The organism is Streptomyces sp. NBRC 110035 (assembly GCF_000829695.1).
In the GTDB taxonomy this organism is placed as follows: Bacteria; Actinomycetota; Actinomycetes; order Streptomycetales; family Streptomycetaceae; genus Streptomyces.
The window spans coordinates 1-20,097 of sequence record NZ_BBNN01000052.1 but is presented as its reverse complement, the minus strand read 5'-3'; the positions used below and the strand labels follow the sequence as shown (position 1 = coordinate 20,097).

Below are 20,097 nucleotides of genomic sequence, written 5' to 3'. Positions count from 1 at the left end.
TTCCACCGGGCCCGTATTCTGGGCGCATGAGCACTGCTCCCGATCCCGGGCCGCGCGAGCCGAAACCCGCGCTGGTCTTCGACGACCCGCTGGACCAGCCGTCCGCGGACGACACCGACCGGGGGTGGGGCGACCGCCCGTCCGGTGACAGCGCGTCGGACCTGAAGCGCTTCCTCGACGAGAAGCCGCCCCACCACATCTGACCCGGATCGCCCCGCCACATCCGGCCCGGGGGCCGGGCGGACCGGGGTCGGCTATCGCTCGCCGTACCCCGCGCCGTCGCCACGTGCCGGGACCCCGTCGTGCTGCGGGCGGCGCTGCGCCACCAGTTCGTCGCGGATCTCCTTGAGCACCTCGAGCTCGGAGATCTCGACGATCTCCTGCGTGCCCTCCCTCGCCTTCCTGCGGGCCTCGACCCGGGCCAGGTACCGGGCCATGGGCATCACCATCAGGAAGTAGACGACCGCGGCCGTGATCACGAACTGGAGTGTCGCGCCGAGGACCGAGCCCCACAGGATCCTGACGCCCGTCGCGGCATCGCCGGTGCCCGTGCAGGGGCCCTTCAGGCACGAGCTGTAGGTGTCCAGGTTCTGCGTGCCGAAAGCGCCGACCAGCGGATTGATCATCCCCTTCACCACCGCGTTGACGATGTTGGTGAAGGCGGCGCCGATGACCACGGCCACGGCCAGGTCGACGACGTTCCCCCGCATCAGGAAGGCCTTGAAGCCCTGCCAGACACTGGTCTCGTTCTTCTCGCTCACCCCGGGGCTTCCTTTCGTAGGTGTGACGCTGGGAATCAAACGCTCCGCAACCTACGTCAGCGCTCCGCCGGACAGAGCGGTCGGGTCCCTCGAACGAGGTGCTCGACACGGCTCCCGCGCCACCGGCCCGGGAGGACCGGCTCACCACAGGGTCACCGCCAGCCGCGAGGTGGCGCCCGCGCCGGCGAGGCCGGCCGCGACGGCGCGCGGAACCGACAGCACCACCAGGGCCCCGCCCGTGCCCGGGCCCATGCCCGTGTCCTCCAGCGGTTTGGGTACCTCGGTGACCCGCGCCCCACGGGCGACCACGCGGGCCCCACCGTCCGTCACCCGCTCCCCGGCGGCGATGACATCGACCCGGTCGCCCGGCCTCAGCAGCCGCACGGTGGCGGCGTCGGCGATCCGCACCGGCGCCGTGACCCGTGGTTCCGCGCGCCGCGCCCGTACGGCACGGTCGCCCGGGGACGCCGGCCCGGCGTGGGCGCTCGAAGCGCCCTCGGGATGCCCGCGCGGCCGGTCCGCGTCCCGGGGGCCCGCCGCCACCAGCGCCACCGCCGTGACAGCGAGCCCGACCGCCGCCGCCCGCCGCCGGTGCCGGACCAGCCGAGCCGACCGAAGCGGCCCGCCACGCACCCGCACCGGCGCGAAGTGCGGCACCTCGCAACGCGGTGGGACACCGGCCCCGGGCGGGTGCGGGACGACGGCGGGGCGGGAGGGAGAAGGCGGGAGGGAGGGGGAGGGAGACGAAGAAACGGAAGGGAAGGACGGAGGGAACTGCACGGGACCACCACCTGCCACGAGGGAACGGCTTGCGGACCCCACGATGAGGCTTCCCGCCGTTCTCCGCCGGAGCCTGTGGACAGACCACGGCCTGTGGAAAACTCCCTCACCCGGACGTGCACCGCCGGCGCGAGCCGCGCACCGGCGGCCCGCGCAGGCAGTCTCCCTACGGCACCGCGAGCCCCCGCCGGTGGCCCGCACACCGCGAGCCCCCGCCGGTGGCCCTACGGCAGTGCGAAGCCCGGATCCATCCCGCCCAGCGCCGAGGCACACGGGCAGTCCCGCTCCTCCGTCGTCGGCAGCGCCGACACCGTGTCGAAGAGCACGTTCCGCAGCCGGTCCACGTTGTCCGCGAACACCCGCAGCACCTCGTCGTGCGAGACGCCCTCGCCGGTCTCGGCGCCGGCGTCGAGGTCGGTGACCAGGGCCAGGGACGTGTAGCAGAGCTCCATTTCACGGGCGAGCGCCGTCTCGGGGTGGCCGGTCATGCCCACCACCGACCAGCCCTGCGCCCGGTGCCACAACGACTCGGCGCGGGTGGAGAACCGCGGCCCCTCGACCACGACCAGCGTGCCGCCGTCCACCGGCTCCCAGTCCCGCCCGCGCGCCGACTTCAGGGCGACCGCCCGGCCGGCGGGGCAGTAGGGATCGGCCAACGACACGTGCACGACGTTCGGGACAGTGCCGTCGGGCCGGGGCAGCCCGTCGAAGTAGGTGTTCACCCGGGACTTCGTACGGTCCACGAGCTGGTCCGGGACCAGCAGCGTCCCCGGTCCGTACTCGGGCCGCAGCCCGCCCACCGCGCACGGCCCGAGCACCTGGCGCGCGCCGACCGACCTGAGCGCCCACAGGTTGGCCCGGTAGTTGATCCGGTGGGGCGGCAGATGGTGGCCGCGCCCGTGCCGGGGGAGGAAGGCGACCCGCCGGCCGGCCAGTTCACCGAGGAAGAGGGAGTCGCTGGGCGCCCCGTACGGTGTGTCCACCTGGACCTCGGTCACGTCGTCGAGGAAGGAGTAGAAACCGGAGCCGCCGATCACGCCGATCTCGGCGTTCGCCTTGTTCGCCATGCTCCGCACCCTAACCGGCCCCGGAGCCGCCGAGGACCCCGTCGTCGGAAGACGACAGGGTCCTGTAAGGGAATCCGGCCTCAGGCGGCGCGCAGGGATCCGGCCTCAGGCGGCGGTGCTGCCGGCGGTGCTGCTCTTGGCGCTGCCGGATCCGGACGACGAGCCGGAGCCCGAGTCCGAACCGGAGCCCGAGGAGGACGAAGCGGAAGAGGACGAGGAAGACGCGGAGGACGAAGACGAGGGCGAGCCCGTCGACGAACCGGCCGTCTTCGACGCCGGGGCGCTGCTCGACGAGGAGCCGCGGCTGTCGTTGCGGTAGAAGCCGGAGCCCTTGAAGACAATGCCGACTGCCGAGAACACCTTCTTCAGGCGACCCTGGCAGTTCGGGCACTCGGTAAGAGCGTCATCGGTGAACTTCTGCACCGCCTCGAGGCCCTCGCCGCACTCGGTGCACTGGTACTGATAGGTGGGCACTGTCTTCCTCCTGGCACTCTCACTCGATGAGTGCTAACGATCGTCAATGGTAACCCGTGCCGCAAGTGATCGGCGTAACGCACGTCACCCCGCCCCGGCGGCGGCCGGAACGCGACCGTCATGAGGGCGGGCCCGTGCGCGGGCCCGCCCGTGCCCCGAGTGGGCTCCGGACGCGTCCTCGGGGCGTGCCTTCCCAGGCGGGAAGGCACGCCCCGAGGGCCCGCCACCGCCCGCGCGTGCGCGTCGGCGGGCCCGACGGGGGGTCTGTCCGGGGCCCTGCGGGACGGCCCGCCGATGCGTCACATCTCACTGACCCCGACGGGGTTGCGCCGGACCATGCCGCGCGTGACCTCGCGGGTCGTCCTGGGCGGCACCAGCCGTGACCGCAGGGCCAGCAGCGTCACCAGGGCGAGCACCGTGCCGCCCATCGGCACCAGGAACCCGGCGCCGGCCCGGAGGTTGTCCTCCAACTGCCCGGAGACCGTGACGGCGGTCGCCTGGCCGAGGGCCACCGCGCCGGTCAGCCAGGTGAAGGCCTCGGTGCGGGCACCGGCCGGGACCAGGTCGTCGACCAGCGTGTATCCGGTGATCAGGGCGGGCGCGATGCACATGCCGACCAGGAGACCGAGACCGGCGAGGAGCAGTGCCGAGTGGGCGGTCCACAGGGCGGAGGCGGTCACCGCGAGCGCCGCGTACCCGATGACCAGGCGCCGCTGGGGGGCGGCCTTCCAGGCGACGGCGCCGCAGGCGATGCCGGAGAGCATGTTTCCCGCGGCGAAGACGCCGTACAGGATGCCGTTCAGCCCGGGTTCGCCGATCGACTCGGTGTACGCGGCCAGCGACACCTGCATGCCGCCGAAGACGGATCCGATGCCGAGGAAGACGACGATCAGGACGCGCACCCCGGGGGCGCGCAGCGCGGAAGCGTGCTGCACGCGCGCGTGCCCGCGGGCGGCGACCTCGGGCTGCGTGCCCTTCTGCGCGGCGAACAGCAGGCCGCCGACCAGGGTCAGCGCGGCCTCGGCCACCAGGCCCGCCGCCGGGTCCACGGCCGTGCACAGGGCGGTGGCCAGCAGCGGTCCGACGACGAAGGTCAGCTCGTCGGTGACGGACTCGAAGGCCGCCGCCGTGGTCATCAGCGGTGAGTCCTTGAGCTTCACGCCCCAGCGGGCGCGCACCATGGGACCGACCTGGGGCACCGAGGCGCCGGTGGGCACGGCGGCGGCGAACAGCGCCCACAGCGGGGCGCCGTTCAGTGCCAGCGTGGTCAGGGTCAGCCCGGCCAGGGCGTGCAGCAGGACACCGGGGACGAGGACGGCGCGCTGTCCGTGGCGGTCGGCGAGCCGGCCGCTGTAGGGCGCGAACACGGCCATGGCGACGCCGGTGACCGCCGCGACGGCGCCGGCCGCGCCGTACGAACCGGTGGTGTGCTGCACCAGCAGCACGATGGAGAGGGTGAGCATCGCGAACGGCTGACGTGCCGCGAAGCCGGGGAGCAGGAACGTCCAGGCGCCGCGGGTGCGCAGCAGGCGGCCGTATCCCGGACGGGAGGTGGCCGCAGGGTCCTTCGACGTGGTGACCGTGGATGCCACGGCCCGTGCCTTTCTGCCGCCTGGTGGCGTGTGGGCCCCTGGTGTCGGGCACGCCGAGAGCTGTCCTCTTGCGCTGACTGCGGTAGATGCCGGTGCCACAGCTCAGGGCGTGCCGGCCGCCATACGGTCGCGCCAGCTCTGCGTCAGGCAGAGTTGGTTCGATCTGGTCTCGCTTGCATGATACAGACGGTTCCAGGTATACACAGGCGCCAGGCGCTCGTGATCCTGTGAAAGTGGGCACGGGGGAGCTGTGGCCCTGCGAATGGCGGGTCGCGTGACGGGCCGCGCCCGATCCGCGCGAACGGCGTCGGAAGTGGCCTCTCGGCCCCCGCCTTCGCCCGTCCGGTCACCCCCGGGCCCCGCCCCCGTCCGCCCCCAGCCAGCCGGCCAGTTTGCCGCCGCGGCCCACCGCGCGGAGGCGGCGTTCGGCGGCGTCGCGGACCGGGTCGGTGGCGACGACGAGCAGTTCGTCACCGCGCCGCAGGATCGTCGTCGGCCCCGGAACGAACGAGGTGCTCCCGCGCACCACGAGCGTGACGGCCGCCCCCTTCGGCAGCCGCAGCTCGCCGACCTCCACGCCGTGCATCCTCGACCCCTTCGGGATGCCGACCGACAGCAGGTGTCCGCGCAGCCGCTCCAGGGGCGCCGACTCGATGCCCAGGTCGGCGGCCTCCGTGCCCTCGCCGAGCCGCAGTGCGCGGGCCAGCCACGGCAGTGTCGGTCCCTGGACGAGGGTGTAGACGACGACCAGGATGAAGACGATGTTGAAGATCGGCCGGCTGCCGGGAACGCCCTGGACCATCGGAATCGTCGCCAGGACGATGGGCACGGCGCCGCGCAGCCCCGCCCAGGACATCAGCGCCTGCTCCTGCCAGGGCACCCGGAACGGCACCAGGCACAGCACGACGCTCAGCGGGCGGGCCACCACGGTCAGCACCAGCCCGATGATCAGCGCGGGCACGATGTCGTCACCCAGCTCGTGCGGGGAGACCAGCAGGCCGAGCAGGACGAACATGCCGATCTGGGCGAGCCAGCCGAGCCCTTCGGCGAACCCGCGCGTGGCGGGCCAGTGCGGCAGCCTGGCGTTGCCCAGCACCATCGAGGCGAGGTAGACGGCGAGGAAGCCGCTGCCGTGGGCCATGGCGCCCGCCGCGTAGGCGGCGGTGGCGATGGCCATGACGGCGATCGGGTAGAGACCGGAGGCGGGCAGCGCCACGTGTCTGAGCCCCAGGGAGCCCAGCCGGCCCACCGCGAGTCCGATGGCTGCGCCGATGACCAGCTCCAGGGCGATCTCGCCGAGCAGGACGTACCAGTGCTCGACCGGACCGGCCGTGGAGAAGGCGAGCACCAGGATGACCACGGGGGCGTCGTTGAAGCCGGACTCGGCCTCCAGCGTGCCCGTCACCCGTGCGGGGAGCGGGATGCGCCGCAGCACGGAGAAGACGGCCGCCGCGTCGGTCGAGGACACCACCGCGCCGATGATCAGCGCCTGCCGCCACTCCAGCCCGATCAGGAAGTGCGCGGCCGACGCGGTGACACCGACGCTCGCCGCGACGCCGACGGTCGCGAGGACGGCGGAAGCGGGCAGGGCGGGTCTGATCTCCGTCCACTGGGTGCCCAGACCGCCCTCGGCCAGGATCACGACCAGGGCCGCGTATCCGAGGACCTGGGTCAGCTCGGCGTTGTCGAAGTGGATGTCGCCGACGCCGTCCTGGCCCATGGCGATACCGATGCCCAGGTACACGAGCAGGCTGGGGAGCCCGCTGCGCGAGGAGATGCGGACCGCCACGACGGCGACGAGCAGGACCAGCGAGCAGACGAGCAGGAGCTGGTTGAGGTGGTGGACAGTCGTGGCCGCTCCCTTCCCTGGCAGCCGCGCGGTGCACCGGGCTCCTGTCCGGGCCCCGGTGGCCGGCGCGTTCACGGCGAACCGATTCGTTACCTTACCTAACTCTTGACGCTTTCTTGACGCGCATCCCTGGCATCATCGAACGTCCGTCCGGGGTGGTACCCGACTCCGCGTCAAGTGGCGCAGGGCCCTGCGCCTATCGTTGCTCCAGCGCTCAGTTAAAAGCACAGCCCGCCCTGCCGCTCGCGTAAGGACAGCAAGGACAGCGATGCCCCCCAATACCACCGCCTCCACGGGTCAGCAGCCCGGCAAGTCCGGCAGGAAAAAGGGGCGCAAAGCCCGCCTGATCGTGTTCGTCCTGGTGCTGGCACTGATCGGCGGTGCCGTCTACGGGGCCTACTGGTCGGTCAGCACCGTGCGTGCCTCCTTCCCGCAGACCAAGGGCTCGATCACCCTCGAGGGCCTGTCGGGCACCGTCGACGTGAAGCGTGACGACCACGGGATCCCGCAGATCTACGCCTCCTCCGACGAGGACCTGTTCATGGCGCAGGGCTACGTCCAGGCGCAGGACCGGTTCTACGAGATGGACGTCCGCCGGCACATGACCTCCGGGCGCCTGTCGGAGATGTTCGGCGAGAGCCAGGTCGAGACCGACGAGTTCCTGCGCACCCTGGGCTGGGACCGGATCGCGCAGGAGGAGTACGACAAGACGCTCTCCCCGGCGACGAAGAAGTACCTCGACGCCTACGCCAAGGGCGTCAACGCCTATCTGAAGGGCAAGGACGGCGCCGCCATCTCCCTGGAGTACGCGGCCCTGGGCTTCACCAACGACTACAAGCCCGGCGCCTGGACCCCGGTGGACTCCCTGGCCTGGCTGAAGGCGATGGCCTGGGACCTGCGCGGCAACATGCAGGACGAGATCGACCGCGCCCTGATGACCAGCCGCCTCGGCCCGGAGCAGATCGCCGACCTGTACCCGGCCTACCCGTACAGCCGGAACAAGCCGGTGGTGCAGGAGGGCCAGTACAACGAGCTCACCGGCACCTACGAGGCGGACGGCACCGGCACCGGCACCGGCACGGGGATCGGCACCGGAGACGGCACCGGCACGGGCGCCGGCACCGGCACGACGGACCCCGGCACCGGTGTGGAGGGGGCGGCCGGGACGGACGGCACCGCAGGCGGCACCGCCGGCACCGGGAGCAGCCTGGAGAGCCAGCTGACGGGCCTCCAGCAGGTCCTGCAGGACCTGCCGACCGCCGTCGGCGTCAACGGCGACGGCATCGGCTCCAACTCCTGGGTCGTCTCCGGGAAGCACACCATCACCGGTGAGCCGCTGCTGGCCAACGACCCGCACCTGTCGCCCGCACTGCCGTCCGTCTGGTACCAGATGGGCCTGCACTGCCGCAGCGTCTCCGCCGAGTGCCAGTACGACGTCTCCGGCTACACCTTCGCGGGCCTGCCCGGCGTCATCATCGGCCACAACCAGGACATCGCCTGGGGCCTGACCAACTCCGGGGTCGACGTCACCGACCTCTACCTGGAGAAGGTCACCGGCGAGGGCTACCAGTACGACGGCAAGGTGGTGCCCTTCACGACCCGCGAGGAGACCATCGAGGTCGCCGGTGGCGACGCGCAGAAGATCGTCGTCCGGGAGACCAACAACGGCCCGCTGCTCTCCGACCGGTCCAAGGACCTGGTGCGGACCGGGAAGAAGGCCACCGTCGACTCCGCCGCACCCGACCGGGGCGACGGCTACGGCGTCTCCCTGCGCTGGACCGCGCTGGACGCCGGCCGCACCATGGACTCCGTCTTCGCGATCAACCGCGCGAAGGACTGGGACGGTTTCCGCGAGGCGGCCGCCCTGTTCGAGGTGCCCTCGCAGAACCTCGTCTACGCGGACACCGAGGGCCACATCGGCTACACCCTGCCCGGGAGGATCCCCACCCGCGCAGAGGACCACGACGGCTCCGTCCCCGCCCCCGGCTGGAACCCCGACTACGCATGGACCGGCTGGATAGAGCAGGACGAACTGCCCTACGAGTTCGACCCCGGCCGCGGCTACATCGTCACCGCCAACCAGGCCGTCGTCGACCCGGACGCGTACCCGTACACCCTGACCACCGACTGGGGCTACGGCGCCCGCAGCCAGCGGATCAACGATCTGATCCAGTCGAAGATCAAGGACGGGGGCAAGATCTCCACCGACGACATGCGGCAGATGCAGCTCGACAACAGCAGCGGCATGGCCAAGCTGCTCGTCCCCGAACTGCTCAAGATCGACGTCGACGACCCGGACGTGCGCGAGGCGCAGAAGCTGCTGGAGGGCTGGGACTACACCCAGAACGCGGACTCGGCGGCGGCGGCCTACTTCAACTCCGTCTGGCGCAACGTCCTCAAGCTCGCCTTCGGCCACAAGCTGCCCAAGGAACTGCGGGTCAAGGGCCAGTGCCTGTGGGTCGACCCGGTCAACCCGACCGGGCCCGCCGAGGAACGCGTCAAGGTCCGCGAGTGCGGCCTGCGCGAGGCGGACCAGGCCCAGCCCGACGGCGGCGACCGCTGGTTCGAGGTGGTCCGCACGCTGATGGAGGACGAGGACAGCGACTGGTGGAGGACCCCGAAGTCGGGCACCCGCCCCGGCGCGGAGAACCGCGACGAGCTGTTCCGGCGCGCCCTGATCGACGCGCGGTGGGAACTCACCGCCAAGCTCGGCAAGGACATCGACACCTGGAGCTGGGGCAGGCTGCACCGCCTGTTCCTGAAGAACCAGACCCTGGGCACCTCCGGGCCCGACGTCGCGCGGTACGCCCTCAACCGGGGCCCCTGGAAGCTCGGCGGCGGCGAGGCCGCGGTCAACGCCACCGGCTGGAACGCCGCCGGCGGCTACGGGGTGGTGTGGGTGCCGTCGATGCGGATGGTGGTCAACCTCGGCGACCTCGACAAGTCGCGGTGGATCAACCTCACCGGCGCCTCCGGACACGCCTACAGCGCCCACTACGTCGACCAGACGGACAAGTGGGCGGAGGGCGAACTGCTCGAGTGGTCCTTCTCGGAGAAGGCGGTCGGGAAGAACACCGAGAACACCCTGCTGCTCAAGCCGTGAGCAGCGGCCTTCGCTGATACGGAAGCGGCCTCCACGCGTGCGTGGAGGCCGCTTCCCGTGCACCGGATCAGCCGAACCGCCGTACCCCCGAAGGCGTCACCACCGCGTGCACCGGACGGTCGTGCGGCTCCTCGGGAACCCGCTCGACGACCTCCGTGCCGTACAGCAGCACCACCAGCGCCGGGTGCGCGCCCGCGCGTTCCAGCCGGGCCAGCACCCGGTCGTAGGAGCCCCCGCCGCGTCCCAGCCGCATCCCGCGCCCGTCGACGGCCAGGCCCGGCAGCAGTACCACGTCCGCCCCGGTCACGGCGTCCGGACCGAGGCGCTCCCCGGACGGTTCGAGCAGCGTCAACCGCCCGCCGCCGTGCCGCACGCGCGCGAGGGACTCCCCGCCGGTGTACACGCCCCAGTCCAGGTCGTTGTCGGGGAGCAGGGCCGGCAGCAGCACGCGTACGCCCCGCGCACGCAGGGCGTCGAGGAGCGCGGGCGTGCCGGGTTCACTCCCCACGGAGACGTACGCCGCCACCGTGCGCGCGTGCGCCAGTTCGGGCAGTCCGAGCGCCCGGTCGGCCAACGCGGTCGCGGACTCCCGTACGTCATCCGCCGTCAACCTCCCCCTCGCCAGGAGGATTTCCCGTCGCAACGCACGCTTGGCATGATCGTTCGCACGTTCGTTCTGTCTCAACTCTGTCCCCGTACCGTTCCAATATGCTCATATGAGCTTTAAATGTGCGGAGCCCCAGATTCCCTGCGAAGGCAGCGGATATGGTGGCGGGCATGATTCAGTCGCACCCTCGGATCACCAAGGCTGTCATCCCCGCGGCGGGCCTCGGCACCCGGTTCCTGCCGGCCACCAAGGCCACTCCCAAGGAGATGCTGCCGGTCGTCGACAAGCCGGCGATCCAGTACGTGGTCGAAGAGGCCGCCGCCGCCGGTCTCGACGACGTCCTCATGGTGACGGGCCGCAACAAGCGCCCCCTGGAGGACCATTTCGACCGCAACTACGAACTGGAGTCCGCCCTCAACAGGAAGGGCGACGCCGCCCGCCTCGCCAAGGTCCAGGAATCCAGTGACCTCGCGACGATGCACTACGTCCGCCAGGGCGACCCCAAGGGCCTCGGCCACGCCGTCCTGTGCGCCGCCCCGCACGTCGGCGACGAACCCTTCGCCGTCCTCCTGGGTGACGACCTGATCGACCCGCGCGACCTCCTGCTCCAGCGCATGATCGAGGTCCAGGAGCAGCACGGCGGCAGCGTCGTCGCGCTCATGGAGGTCGCCCCGGAGCAGATCCACCTCTACGGCTCCGCCGCCGTCGAGACCACCGCCGACTCCGACGTGGTCCGGGTCAGCGGCCTGGTCGAGAAGCCCGACCCGGCCGACGCGCCCTCCAACTACGCCGTCATCGGCCGCTACGTCCTCGACCCGCACGTCTTCGGCATACTCCGCAGGACCGAGCCGGGCCGCGGCGGCGAGATCCAGCTGACCGACGCCCTCCAGCAGCTCGCGGACGACGAGAACGTCGGCGGCCCGGTGCACGGCGTGGTCTTCAAGGGCCGCCGCTATGACACCGGCGACCGGGGCGACTACCTGCGTGCCATCGTGCGACTCGCGTGCGAACGTGAGGACCTGGGACCGGACTTCCGGACCTGGCTCCGCCGTTACGTCACCGAGGAGATGCAGCAGCCTTGAGCACCGCCGCGCCCCGCACCGCAGGCCCGGACCACCTCTGGTCGGTGGACGAGCACCTGGACGACATCCTCGCCACCGTCCGCCCCCTGGAACCCATCGAGCTGAACCTCCTCGACGCCCAGGGCTGCGTCCTGGTCGACGACGTCACGGTGCCGGTGTCCCTGCCGCCGTTCGACAACAGCTCCATGGACGGGTACGCGGTGCGGGTCGCGGATGTCGCGGGCGCGAGCGAGCAGTACCCGGCGGCCCTCGAGGTCCTCGGCGACATCGCGGCCGGCCAGGCCGACCTGCTCCGGGTCGGCCCCGGCCAGGCCGCGCGCATCATGACCGGCGCCCCGCTCCCACCCGGTGCCGAGACCGTCGTCCCCGTCGAGTGGACCGACGGCGGGCTCGGCGAGGGCCCGGTCGCCGCGATGCGGGCCCGCGGCCCGGCCCCCGAGGGGGCCACCGGGCAGGTGCTCGTGTACCGCCCGGCCGAGGCACGCGCGCACGTGCGTGCCAAGGGCAGCGACGTACGGGCCGGGGACCGCGCGCTGGAGGCCGGCACGGTCCTCGGCCCGCCGCAGATCTCCCTCCTGGCCGCGATCGGCCGCGGCACGGTGCGCGTGCGCCCGCGCCCGCGCGTGGTGGTGATGTCCACCGGCAGCGAACTCGTCCAGCCCGAGAGGGAACTGAGCGCCGGCCAGATCTACGACTCCAACAGCTTCTCCCTCACCGCCTGCGCCCGCGACGCCGGCGCCATCGCCTACCGCGTGGGTGCCGTCGCCGACGACGCCGACACCCTGCGGGACACCATCGAGGACCAGCTGGTGCGCGCCGACCTGATGGTCACCACCGGCGGTGTGAGCGTCGGGGCGTACGACGTCGTCAGGGAGGCGCTGTCGTCCGTCGGGGACGAGGACGAGCCGGGCAGCGGCATCGACTTCCGCAAGCTCGCCATGCAGCCCGGCAAGCCCCAGGGCTTCGGCTCCATCGGCCCCGACCACACCCCGCTGCTGGCCCTCCCCGGCAACCCGGTCTCCTCGTACGTCTCCTTCGAACTGTTCGCCCGCCCCGCCATCCGCACCCTGATGGGTCTCACCGACGTCCACCGGCCGAGAACGCGCGCCACCCTCACCGCGGACGGGGCGCTGAGGTCCCCGAAGGGCCGCCGCCAGTTCCTGCGCGGCCGGTACGCCGACGGTGAGGTCACCCCGGTCGGCGGCGCCGGATCCCACCTGGTGGCCGCCCTCGCCCGGGCGAACGCGCTGATCGTCGTGGGCGAGGAGACCGAGTCCGTCGTCTCCGGCGCCGACGTCGAGGTGATCCTGCTCGGCTGACCCGCACGGGTGGGCGGTACCGTGTCGCGCACAGCAGGCCCGTGCGCCGCACCGCGGCGGGCCCGGACCGGGAGCGCCACACTCATGACCGTGCCTTCCCGGGGGGACACCCCCGGACCCCCTGACCAGCGCCGCCTGAGCGACCCGAGTCGCCCGACCGACCAGGGTCGTCCGACCGACCAGGGTCGTCTGACGCACATCGACGAGGCGGGCGCCGCCCGCATGGTCGATGTCTCCGGCAAGGACGTGACCGCGCGCACCGCCCGCGCCACCGGCCGGGTCCTGGTCTCCCCCCGCGTGATCGAACTGCTGCGCGGCGAGGGGGTCCCCAAGGGAGACGCCCTGGCCACCGCGCGGATCGCGGGCATCATGGGCGCCAAACGCACCCCCGACCTGATCCCGCTGTGCCACCCCTTGGCGGTGTCCGGTGTGAAACTGGACCTGTCGGTCGCGGACGACGCCGTGGAGATCACGGCCACCGTGAGGACGACGGACCGCACGGGCGTCGAGATGGAGGCGCTCACCGCGGTCTCGGTCGCCGCGCTCACCGTGATCGACATGGTCAAGGCGGTCGACAAGAAGGCGGTCATCACGGACGTGCGGGTGGAGGAGAAGACGGGCGGCACGTCGGGCGACTGGAGCAGAACATGACAGGCGACGCATCCGCCGGCGACGCGTCCCTCACCGGCGCGTCCGCCGGCGGCGCACTGCTCGCGCCGTACAGCGCGCTGGTGGTCACCGCCTCCAACCGGGCCGCCGCCGGCGTCTACGAGGACACGGGCGGCCCGCTGGTCGCCGAGGGCCTGCGGCGCTTCGGCTTCGCCGTCGACGGCCCCCAGGTGGTCCCGGACGGCGACCCGGTCCAGGCCGCGCTGCGCGCCGGCACCGAGGCCGGGTACGACGTCATCGTGACCACCGGCGGCACCGGCATCTCGCCCACCGACCGCACTCCCGAGGCGACCCGCGCGGTGATCGGCCACGAGGTGCCCGGCATCGCGGAGGCCATCCGGGCCCACGGCCGGGACAAGGTGCCGACGGCCGCCCTCTCCCGGGGCGTCGCGGGGGTCACGGAGAACGGGACCCTGATCGTCAACCTGCCGGGGTCCCGCGGCGGGGTGAAGGACGGCCTCGCCGTCCTGGAGCCGCTGCTGAAGCACGCGGTGGACCAGCTGCGCGGCGGTGACCATCCCGGGCCGGGGGCCAGTGGCGGGGGTGCGAGCTGAACGGCCCGGCCTGGCCCGTGGAGCTGGCCGCCGGCGACGTCGTCCTGAGGCCCATGAAGATGCGCGACCAGCGGGCCTGGCGCGAGGTCAACCGCCGCAACCGTGACTGGCTGCGGCCCTGGGAGGCGACCATCCCGCCGCCCACCCCCGCCGGCCCGGTCGCGCACCGGCCGACCTACCGCCAGATGGTCCGTCATCTGCGGGCCGAGGCGCACGCGGGCCGGATGCTGCCGTTCGTCATCGAGTACCAGGGGCTTCTGGTCGGCCAGTTGACGGTCGCCGGGATCACCTGGGGCTCGATGTGCTCGGGCCACGTCGGCTACTGGGTGGACGAGGCGGTGGCCGGCCGCGGAGTCATGCCGACGGCCGTGGCGATGGCCGTGGACCACTGCTTCCGTACGGTCGGGCTGCACCGCGTCGAGGTGTGCATCCGCCCCGAGAACGGGCCCAGCCGGCGGGTCGTGGAGAAACTCGGATTCCGTGAGGAAGGGCTGCGCCCGCGTTATCTGCACATCGACGGAGACTGGCGCGACCACCTCGTCTTCGCGCTCACCGCGGAAGAAGTGCCCGAGGGGCTGCTCGGCCGCTGGCAAAGGACACGATCCCGGCGTGAACAGGCGGAGGAGCAAGGCCGGCCGGAGCGGTCGGGGCGGCCCGAGGGCGGATGGCGTCATCCCGGAATACCGCACAGCCCCGGTAATTGAATAAACGTTCGAATTCAGCCGCCCGGTGACCGTCCGAAGCCGGTGGGGGCGGGGGATTTCGCGTTTCGGGCGGTCTGCTGATCGCATCGATCCAAAAAAGTTCGAGATATCAGCCGGATCGTGCGACACACCGGCTCAATTGGCGGATGGCCCCACCTGAACCCCTCTACCGTGTGAGGCGTGAGCAGCAGCGGCCTCATCTACGCAGTCATTGTCGGGGCCTGGGCCGCCTACTTGGTGCCGATGTGGCTCCGTAGGCAGGACGAGCTGAACGAAGCCCGTCCGACGGAACGCTTCAGCACGGCCATCCGTCTGTTGTCCGGACGGGCGGGCATGGAGCGCCGGTACGCCAAGGACCTGCGGGCGCGCTCCACCGACGAGGAGGAGCGGGGCGTCCACGACCCGGACGCGGTCACCGATTCGGTGGACGTCCGGGCCTTCGCCGTGTCCCGGACCCGCCCGCAGGCGCAGGCACCCGTACGGGAGCAGCCGCCCGCGCAGCGGCCGGACCACCGCGGCCCCGAGCCCGAGCCCGGCTCCGAATCCGGCTCCGAAGCCCGTGCCGCACGCGGGCGCGTCCCGTCCGCCCGCCGCGAACGCGGCACCCGAAGGGTGCGGCCCGCCGGACCGGACCGGGCCTTTGCCCAGCAGTCCGCGGCAGCGCAGGCCGCCGCGGCACGGGCCCGGCGCTCGAAGGTGCTCGCACGCCGCCGGCGCACCACCACCCTGCTCTTCCTCGCCTTCACACTCGGCGCGGTCGTCGCGGCGGTCGGCGGACTCGCGTTCCTGTGGGCGCCCGGAGTACCGGCCGTGCTGCTGAGCGTCTACATCGCGTACCTGCGTTCCCAGGAGCGCCGCCGGTTCGCTTACCAGATGGACCGCCGCCAGGCCGAGGCCGCGGCGCAGCGGCTGCGTGAGCGCGAACGCCGGCCGCGCCGCCGCCCGCCGGTCGCCGACACGGACACCGACGAACCGGAGGGCCCGGAGCAGGGCTTCGAGACGGACGTGGACCCCGCCACCGACCCCGGCCTCTCCGCCCTGGCCGCCGACCGGCGGGCCCTCGTGGAGCAGACCGACCACGCCGAGTGGATCGACCAGCAGCGCGAGCGCCGGCGGCGCCCCGGCCAGGGCGGCGACAGCTGGGACCCGGTCCCGGTTCCGCTGCCCACGTACGTGACCGCCCCGGTCGCCCCGCGCGCCACCAGCGGCGTGGACCTCGGCGCCCCGGACACCTGGAGCTCGGCCCGCTCGAGCTCCATGGCCCCGGGCCCGGAGGAGACCGCCGCGTCCGACGACGCGGACCCGGAGGGTGCCGGGACCGGCGAGGACGGCCACCCGGACGACCCCGGCCGCACCGGCGCCCTCCCCCACGCCCGGAGGCGCCCGCGCGAGGGGACCCCCGCGGCGGCCTCGGCCCGCCGGGCCCGCGAGCGCGACCGCACTCCGCTGTTCGACCAGTACGAGGACGGCGACCGCCCCCGGGCCGCCAACGAATGACCTTCCGAAACCGCAGGTGACCCCCCACCGGCAACGGATTTCCGAGCACCCCGATCGGGGTGCTAAGGTTTCTCTCGTTGCAAGGGCCTGTGGCGCAGTCTGGTAGCGCACCTCGTTCGCATCGAGGGGGTCTGGGGTTCAAATCCCCACAGGTCCACCGCACGACTGTTCTTGAGTTAGCTCAGGGGTAGTTGACGAGATCCCGCTGATCTTCATGATCGGGCGGGATCTTCGTCGTTTCCGGGGTCTGTTCGAGCCTGTTCGGGGTGGTGGATGGCGGCGGACGTCGAGTGTGACTGTGTCGCTGTCCCGCTATTCCGTGTCGCGGACATCACAGCCAGCCCCGGGGTTCCGGGGCTGGCTGTGGTTGTGTTCGGTTCTCGTGGTTCAGCGGCCTGTGGTGGGCGGCGGCGGCCGCCCGGCCTGTGCGGGTGGTTCAGTCTCGGGCCATGTCGGCGGCTGGGGATCGGTGTTGTCGAAGACGCTGTCGGTGAGTTGGCTGCCGGTGCGCTGGTAGAGCCAGGTTTCGAGGATGTCGAGGTTTCCGGCGGTGACCATGAGGGCGACGAGGAGCGTCTGGGCGACCTGGCCCGGTGCCGGGCGGTGTTTCGGGTTGCCGATGTCGATCTCGTCGCCCTTGAGGCGGCCGTGGATGCCCTCGTTGTGGGAGCGGATGGGCTTGTAGGCGGCGATCCAGTCGTCGGACAGGTAGTGGCTGTCCTGTCGGAACTTGGCGGTCTTGAGGTCGCCGGCGGCGTCGGCGGGGACGGTGATGTCGGACTTGCTGCAGACACGGGGCAGTTCGTCCGCTGGCGGTGGGCTGAGCCATTCGTCCTGGGGGAGTTGGACGGTGGGCCGGGCGGCGGGATGGGCAGCGCGTTTGCGGCTGTCGCTGAAGTCGACCACTGCAGAGGGCGGGCCCGGCGTGCGGGGTGTGCGGGGGCGGTCGCGGCGCGCACAGTTCACCGACGGCGACGGTCCGGCGGCCGGGCACTGGAGGCGGATGGCGCCGCGTGCGTCAGGCCCCTGCTTGGTCTTGAGGTAGTGCGGCTCGCGGGCGGTGATGTGTTCGGTGAGCTGCTGGTTGTCGCGGATCTCGCGGACGGCTTTGTCGCCCAGCCCGTGGGTGACCTGCACGAGTGCGGCAGGCATGTGCGGGCAGGCGAGGGAGCCGTCGACGAGCAGGGCGCCCTGCCAGCTGCCCTGCTGACCGCGGTCGTTGACCTTGTAGTCGAGGGCGAGTCGGTAGCCGAGACGGCGGACGGGGATCTGGAAGTTCTCGGGAGAACACCCGGTGTAGGCGCGGTCGGCCGCGCAGGTGCCCGCCGGCACGCCGAGTACGGACAGCTCTTCCAGGGCGAGGACCGCGTTGCGGCCGGTGCGGACGGTGGGGGTGTCCAGGATCAGGCCGACACACATTTGCGGGTAGGCGGTCGGTTTGCCCGCGCTCTCGCCGGGGCGGCGGCGGTGGGCCGCGACGACGAAGGTGGCGCTGTAGCCGAAGGTGCCCTCTCCGGAGCCGCCGCTGTAGTGCCAGCCTGCGGTGATCTCCACCGGCGCGGTCGGGGTGCGGTCGCTGGCAGGGTGGGCCAGGACGGGGATGGAGGTGGCATCCACGCCGACGTCTCCGCGCCAGCCGCGCAGGTGACCGCGCTTGTGAGCGAGACGGACCGGGGAGCGGACCAGTTGGTTGGCCAGCTGTTGGAGCCGTTCTGCGGCTTGTCGGCCGGAGGGGACGTTCCAGGCGTCCGTGTAGGCGTCGGCGATGTCCTGGGGCAGACGGGAGCGGCGGTCGCAGCGGGCGGGGTCGAGGACGGTGGTGATGCGGTCGAAGCCCCGGTAGAGGCGGCGGCTCGCGGCAACGCACTGCCGCGCCGTTGTCGGGGCTTCGGCCGGGATGTCCAGCCAGGTGCGGGCTCTGGGTTCGAGGCGGAAGTGGAGGATGCGCCAGGCTTCGGCGATGGTGGCCCGGCCCGTGAAGTAGGCGGCCAGCAGCAGACCGGCCAGCACCGTGCGCGGACGCACCCCTGCCGGGCCCGGCCGCCCCGCCAGGAGTTCCTCCATCTGCTGAGGGACACCGGAATGATCGAGCAGGGTGAGCAGCTGGCCGACCTTGGAGTCCTCGATCTTGGTGATCTTGCCGGGGCGGATGCGGGGCCGCAGGGCTCGTGCGGCTGTTTCGTCCGCCGCCGGGCGGGGCATCATCGGCGGTGCCCGTGCAGCAGCCGGATGACGGGCCTTTCCCCAAGGCCGGGTAGTTAACGTTTTCGCAGGTCACGCAAGCCAGTTGAAGGATTTCCGACGCAGAACAACGGAGCTCGTTGGTACAGGCAGTCGTCCAAGACAGCTTGTACTTGAGGAGCTCCGTTGCCGTTTCATCCTGTCCTGCCGGCCCCGGTGATGGCCATCACCCGTACGGTCACAGTCGCTGCGGGCCGGTTCGCGCCCGGGCATCTGGGCGAGCTGACGGCCGTCGTGCCGTTCGAGTTGGTCGACGCGGTCCTGGCGGAGACCCGCTCGGTACAGAGACGACTGCGTGATCTTCCTTCGCGGGTGGGGATCTACTTCCTGCTCGCGATGTGTCTGTTCCCTGAAGTCGGCTACCGGCTGGTCTGGGACAAGCTGACGGCCGGGCTGGCCGAAGTGCCGGTGGCCTCCCCGACGCCGAAGGCCCTGCGTGATCTGCGCCGACGACTGGGCAGCGCGCCGGTGCGGGCGTTATTCGAGGTTCTCGCGGGGCCTGTGGCCCGGCCGACGACACCCGGAGTGCGGTTCGGGCCGTACCGGACTGTGTCATTCGACGGCTGCAGCTCCCAGAAGGTCCCCGACTCTGGGCGAAACAGGGCCTGGCTGGGGCGAACCTCCCATCACGGCTATCCCACAATGGAGTTGATGACGCTGGTCGAGACCGGCACACGGGCCCTGCTCGGCGCGGTGTTCGGGCCCACCGCCGAGGGCGAGACCAGCTATGCCTCGCGCCTGCTGCATCTGCTGCGGCCGGACATGCTCGTCCTGTGGGACAAGGGCTTCGACGGCAACGACTTCCTCGCCTCCGTCACCGCGACCCGCGCCCAGTTCCTGGGCCGGCTCCGCAGCAACCGGCGTACGCCCGTTCTCACACGTCTCGCCGACGGCTCATACCTGTCGGTGACCGCCGCCGAGAAGGTACGTGTGATCGACGCGAACATCACGGTGACCTGCGCGGACGGTACCGTCTTCACCGGCTCCTACCGGCTGGTCACCACCTTGACCGACGCCGGCCGCTACCCAGCGGCCGCACTGGTGGGCCTCTACCACCAGCGGTGGGAACACGAATCTGCGTACTACGCGCTCCGCCACACGATCATGAACGGGCGTGTCCTGCGCTCGGGCGACCCGGCCGGCGTCGAACAGGAGATGTGGGCCCTGCTCACCCTCTACCAGGCTCTGCGAACCATGATGGTCGAGGCCGCCGAGTCGCTGCCCGGCACCGATCCGGACCGTTGCTGTTTCACCGTCGCCCTCCAGACCGCCCGCGACCAGGTCGTCCAGGCCGCCGCCGTCATCACCGACCCCGCCGATGTCGGCCGCGTCGGGCTGATCGGGCACCGGATTCTGGCCCGTCTCCTGCCGCCCCGGCGGCAGCGCGTCAGCACCCGCAAGGTCAAGTCACCGATGTCCCGTTACAGCACTCGCCATGACGACGGCAGGCCCGACACCAGCCGCACCATCACCCGTCTCGATATCAGCGTCCTCGAGCCTCGCAAACCGCACCCTCAACTCCCCGCCATCTCCCGCGACGATCGGAACACCGCCCCCGCCGACCGGCGCCGTCACCGGATCCTGGGCCTGCTCGAGGAAGACCCCACCCGCCTCTGGCGCCCCCGTGACATCGCTTCTCACTTCGGCGACATCACCATGGAGACCATGTATCGACAGCTCTCCAGATGGGCCGAGAGTGGCCTCATCCACAAACTCGGCCCGGGCCTGTACGCCGCCACTGCCTGGACCCCAACAAGCCTTGCATGACCTGCGAAAACGTTAACTACCCGGCCTTGGG

17 protein-coding genes and 1 tRNA gene are annotated in these 20,097 nt (G+C 71.8%); 10 read left to right on the top strand and 8 right to left on the bottom strand.

Going from position 1 to position 20,097, the window contains the following annotated elements:
• Nucleotides 1-26 precede the first annotated feature (26 nt).
• Nucleotides 27-203, top strand: a complete 177-nt coding sequence (locus TU30_RS35805; RefSeq protein ID WP_107068621.1) for a hypothetical protein — start codon at nucleotides 27-29, stop codon at nucleotides 201-203.
• A 51-nt stretch (nucleotides 204-254) separates the two neighbouring features.
• Here TU30_RS35805 and mscL read toward each other — a convergent pair whose 3' ends face one another.
• The 6 genes from mscL to TU30_RS30220 form a co-directional block, all read right to left on the bottom strand.
• Nucleotides 255-761 carry a large conductance mechanosensitive channel protein MscL gene (gene mscL, locus TU30_RS30245; protein ID WP_042176199.1) on the bottom strand — a complete coding sequence of 169 codons (507 nt, stop codon included), beginning with the start codon at nucleotides 759-761 and terminating at the stop codon, nucleotides 255-257.
• 141 nt (nucleotides 762-902) lie between these two features.
• On the bottom strand, nucleotides 903-1,541 hold the full coding sequence (locus TU30_RS30240; RefSeq protein WP_078878648.1) for a hypothetical protein: 639 nt from the start codon (nucleotides 1,539-1,541) through the stop codon (nucleotides 903-905).
• A gap of 224 nt (nucleotides 1,542-1,765) precedes the next feature.
• On the bottom strand, nucleotides 1,766-2,608 hold the full coding sequence (locus TU30_RS30235; protein WP_042176194.1) for an S-methyl-5'-thioadenosine phosphorylase: 843 nt from the start codon (nucleotides 2,606-2,608) through the stop codon (nucleotides 1,766-1,768).
• 105 nt (nucleotides 2,609-2,713) lie between these two features.
• On the bottom strand, nucleotides 2,714-3,082 hold the full coding sequence (locus tag TU30_RS34910; RefSeq protein ID WP_042176193.1) for an FmdB family zinc ribbon protein: 369 nt from the start codon (nucleotides 3,080-3,082) through the stop codon (nucleotides 2,714-2,716).
• Between the two features lie 299 nt (nucleotides 3,083-3,381).
• Nucleotides 3,382-4,674, bottom strand: a complete 1,293-nt coding sequence (locus TU30_RS30225) for an MFS transporter (protein WP_042176191.1) — start codon at nucleotides 4,672-4,674, stop codon at nucleotides 3,382-3,384.
• A gap of 346 nt (nucleotides 4,675-5,020) precedes the next feature.
• Nucleotides 5,021-6,598 (bottom strand): potassium/proton antiporter, encoded by a 1,578-nt coding sequence (locus TU30_RS30220; protein WP_176726306.1) that lies wholly within the window; start codon nucleotides 6,596-6,598, stop codon nucleotides 5,021-5,023.
• 193 nt (nucleotides 6,599-6,791) lie between these two features.
• Here TU30_RS30220 and TU30_RS30215 point away from each other — a divergent pair, with 193 nt between their 5' ends.
• Entirely contained in the window at nucleotides 6,792-9,626 is a 2,835-nt protein-coding gene (locus TU30_RS30215) for a penicillin acylase family protein (RefSeq protein WP_042176188.1), read from the top strand.
• A 67-nt stretch (nucleotides 9,627-9,693) separates the two neighbouring features.
• Here the strand turns inward: TU30_RS30215 and TU30_RS30210 are convergent, their stop codons facing one another.
• Nucleotides 9,694-10,311: a 5-formyltetrahydrofolate cyclo-ligase gene (locus TU30_RS30210; RefSeq protein WP_078878646.1), complete on the bottom strand. Its 618-nt coding sequence runs from the start codon at nucleotides 10,309-10,311 to the stop codon at nucleotides 9,694-9,696.
• Nucleotides 10,312-10,403: 92 nt separating this feature from the next.
• Between TU30_RS30210 and galU the strand changes: the two genes are divergently transcribed.
• From galU to TU30_RS30175, 7 genes are all read left to right on the top strand, one after another.
• Nucleotides 10,404-11,315 (top strand): UTP--glucose-1-phosphate uridylyltransferase GalU, encoded by a 912-nt coding sequence (gene galU, locus TU30_RS30205; RefSeq protein ID WP_042176248.1) that lies wholly within the window; start codon nucleotides 10,404-10,406, stop codon nucleotides 11,313-11,315.
• The gene (gene glp, locus TU30_RS30200) at nucleotides 11,312-12,634 is read left to right on the top strand and encodes a gephyrin-like molybdotransferase Glp (RefSeq protein ID WP_042176183.1); all 1,323 of its coding nucleotides are present in this window, start codon (nucleotides 11,312-11,314) and stop codon (nucleotides 12,632-12,634) included. Before galU ends, glp begins: the two co-directional genes overlap by 4 nt.
• An 84-nt stretch (nucleotides 12,635-12,718) precedes the next feature.
• Entirely contained in the window at nucleotides 12,719-13,285 is a 567-nt protein-coding gene (gene moaC / locus TU30_RS30195) for a cyclic pyranopterin monophosphate synthase MoaC (protein ID WP_078878644.1), read from the top strand.
• Entirely contained in the window at nucleotides 13,282-13,857 is a 576-nt protein-coding gene (locus tag TU30_RS30190; RefSeq protein ID WP_107068620.1) for a molybdenum cofactor biosynthesis protein B, read from the top strand. The genes moaC and TU30_RS30190 overlap by 4 nt, the downstream gene beginning before the upstream one ends.
• 53 nt (nucleotides 13,858-13,910) lie before the next feature.
• The gene (locus TU30_RS30185) at nucleotides 13,911-14,561 is read left to right on the top strand and encodes a GNAT family N-acetyltransferase (RefSeq protein WP_042176243.1); all 651 of its coding nucleotides are present in this window, start codon (nucleotides 13,911-13,913) and stop codon (nucleotides 14,559-14,561) included.
• Nucleotides 14,562-14,741: 180 nt separating this feature from the next.
• Entirely contained in the window at nucleotides 14,742-16,058 is a 1,317-nt protein-coding gene (gene glpR, locus TU30_RS30180) for a gephyrin-like molybdotransferase receptor GlpR (RefSeq protein ID WP_042176181.1), read from the top strand.
• 83 nt (nucleotides 16,059-16,141) lie between these two features.
• Nucleotides 16,142-16,215, top strand: a tRNA-Ala gene (locus TU30_RS30175).
• Nucleotides 16,216-16,445: 230 nt separating this feature from the next.
• Here the strand turns inward: TU30_RS30175 and TU30_RS30170 are convergent.
• On the bottom strand, nucleotides 16,446-18,263 hold the full coding sequence (locus TU30_RS30170; RefSeq protein WP_042176178.1) for a hypothetical protein: 1,818 nt from the start codon (nucleotides 18,261-18,263) through the stop codon (nucleotides 16,446-16,448).
• Nucleotides 18,264-18,425: 162 nt separating this feature from the next.
• Between TU30_RS30170 and TU30_RS30165 the strand changes: the two genes are divergently transcribed.
• On the top strand, nucleotides 18,426-20,066 hold the full coding sequence (locus TU30_RS30165; protein WP_052479970.1) for an IS4 family transposase: 1,641 nt from the start codon (nucleotides 18,426-18,428) through the stop codon (nucleotides 20,064-20,066).
• Nucleotides 20,067-20,097: the final 31 nt, after the last annotated feature.

Coding starts and splice junctions, on each gene's coding strand:
- TU30_RS35805 (WP_107068621.1), top strand. CDS start 27: ATGAGCACTGCTCCCGATCCCGGGCCGCGCGAGCCGAAACCCGCGCTG.
- TU30_RS30235 (WP_042176194.1), bottom strand. CDS start 2,608: ATGGCGAACAAGGCGAACGCCGAGATCGGCGTGATCGGCGGCTCCGGT.
- TU30_RS30215 (WP_042176188.1), top strand. CDS start 6,792: ATGCCCCCCAATACCACCGCCTCCACGGGTCAGCAGCCCGGCAAGTCC.
- galU (WP_042176248.1), top strand. CDS start 10,404: ATGATTCAGTCGCACCCTCGGATCACCAAGGCTGTCATCCCCGCGGCG.
- moaC (WP_078878644.1), top strand. CDS start 12,719: ATGACCGTGCCTTCCCGGGGGGACACCCCCGGACCCCCTGACCAGCGC.
- TU30_RS30190 (WP_107068620.1), top strand. CDS start 13,282: ATGACAGGCGACGCATCCGCCGGCGACGCGTCCCTCACCGGCGCGTCC.
- TU30_RS30185 (WP_042176243.1), top strand. CDS start 13,911: ATGAAGATGCGCGACCAGCGGGCCTGGCGCGAGGTCAACCGCCGCAAC.
- TU30_RS30170 (WP_042176178.1), bottom strand. CDS start 18,263: ATGATGCCCCGCCCGGCGGCGGACGAAACAGCCGCACGAGCCCTGCGG.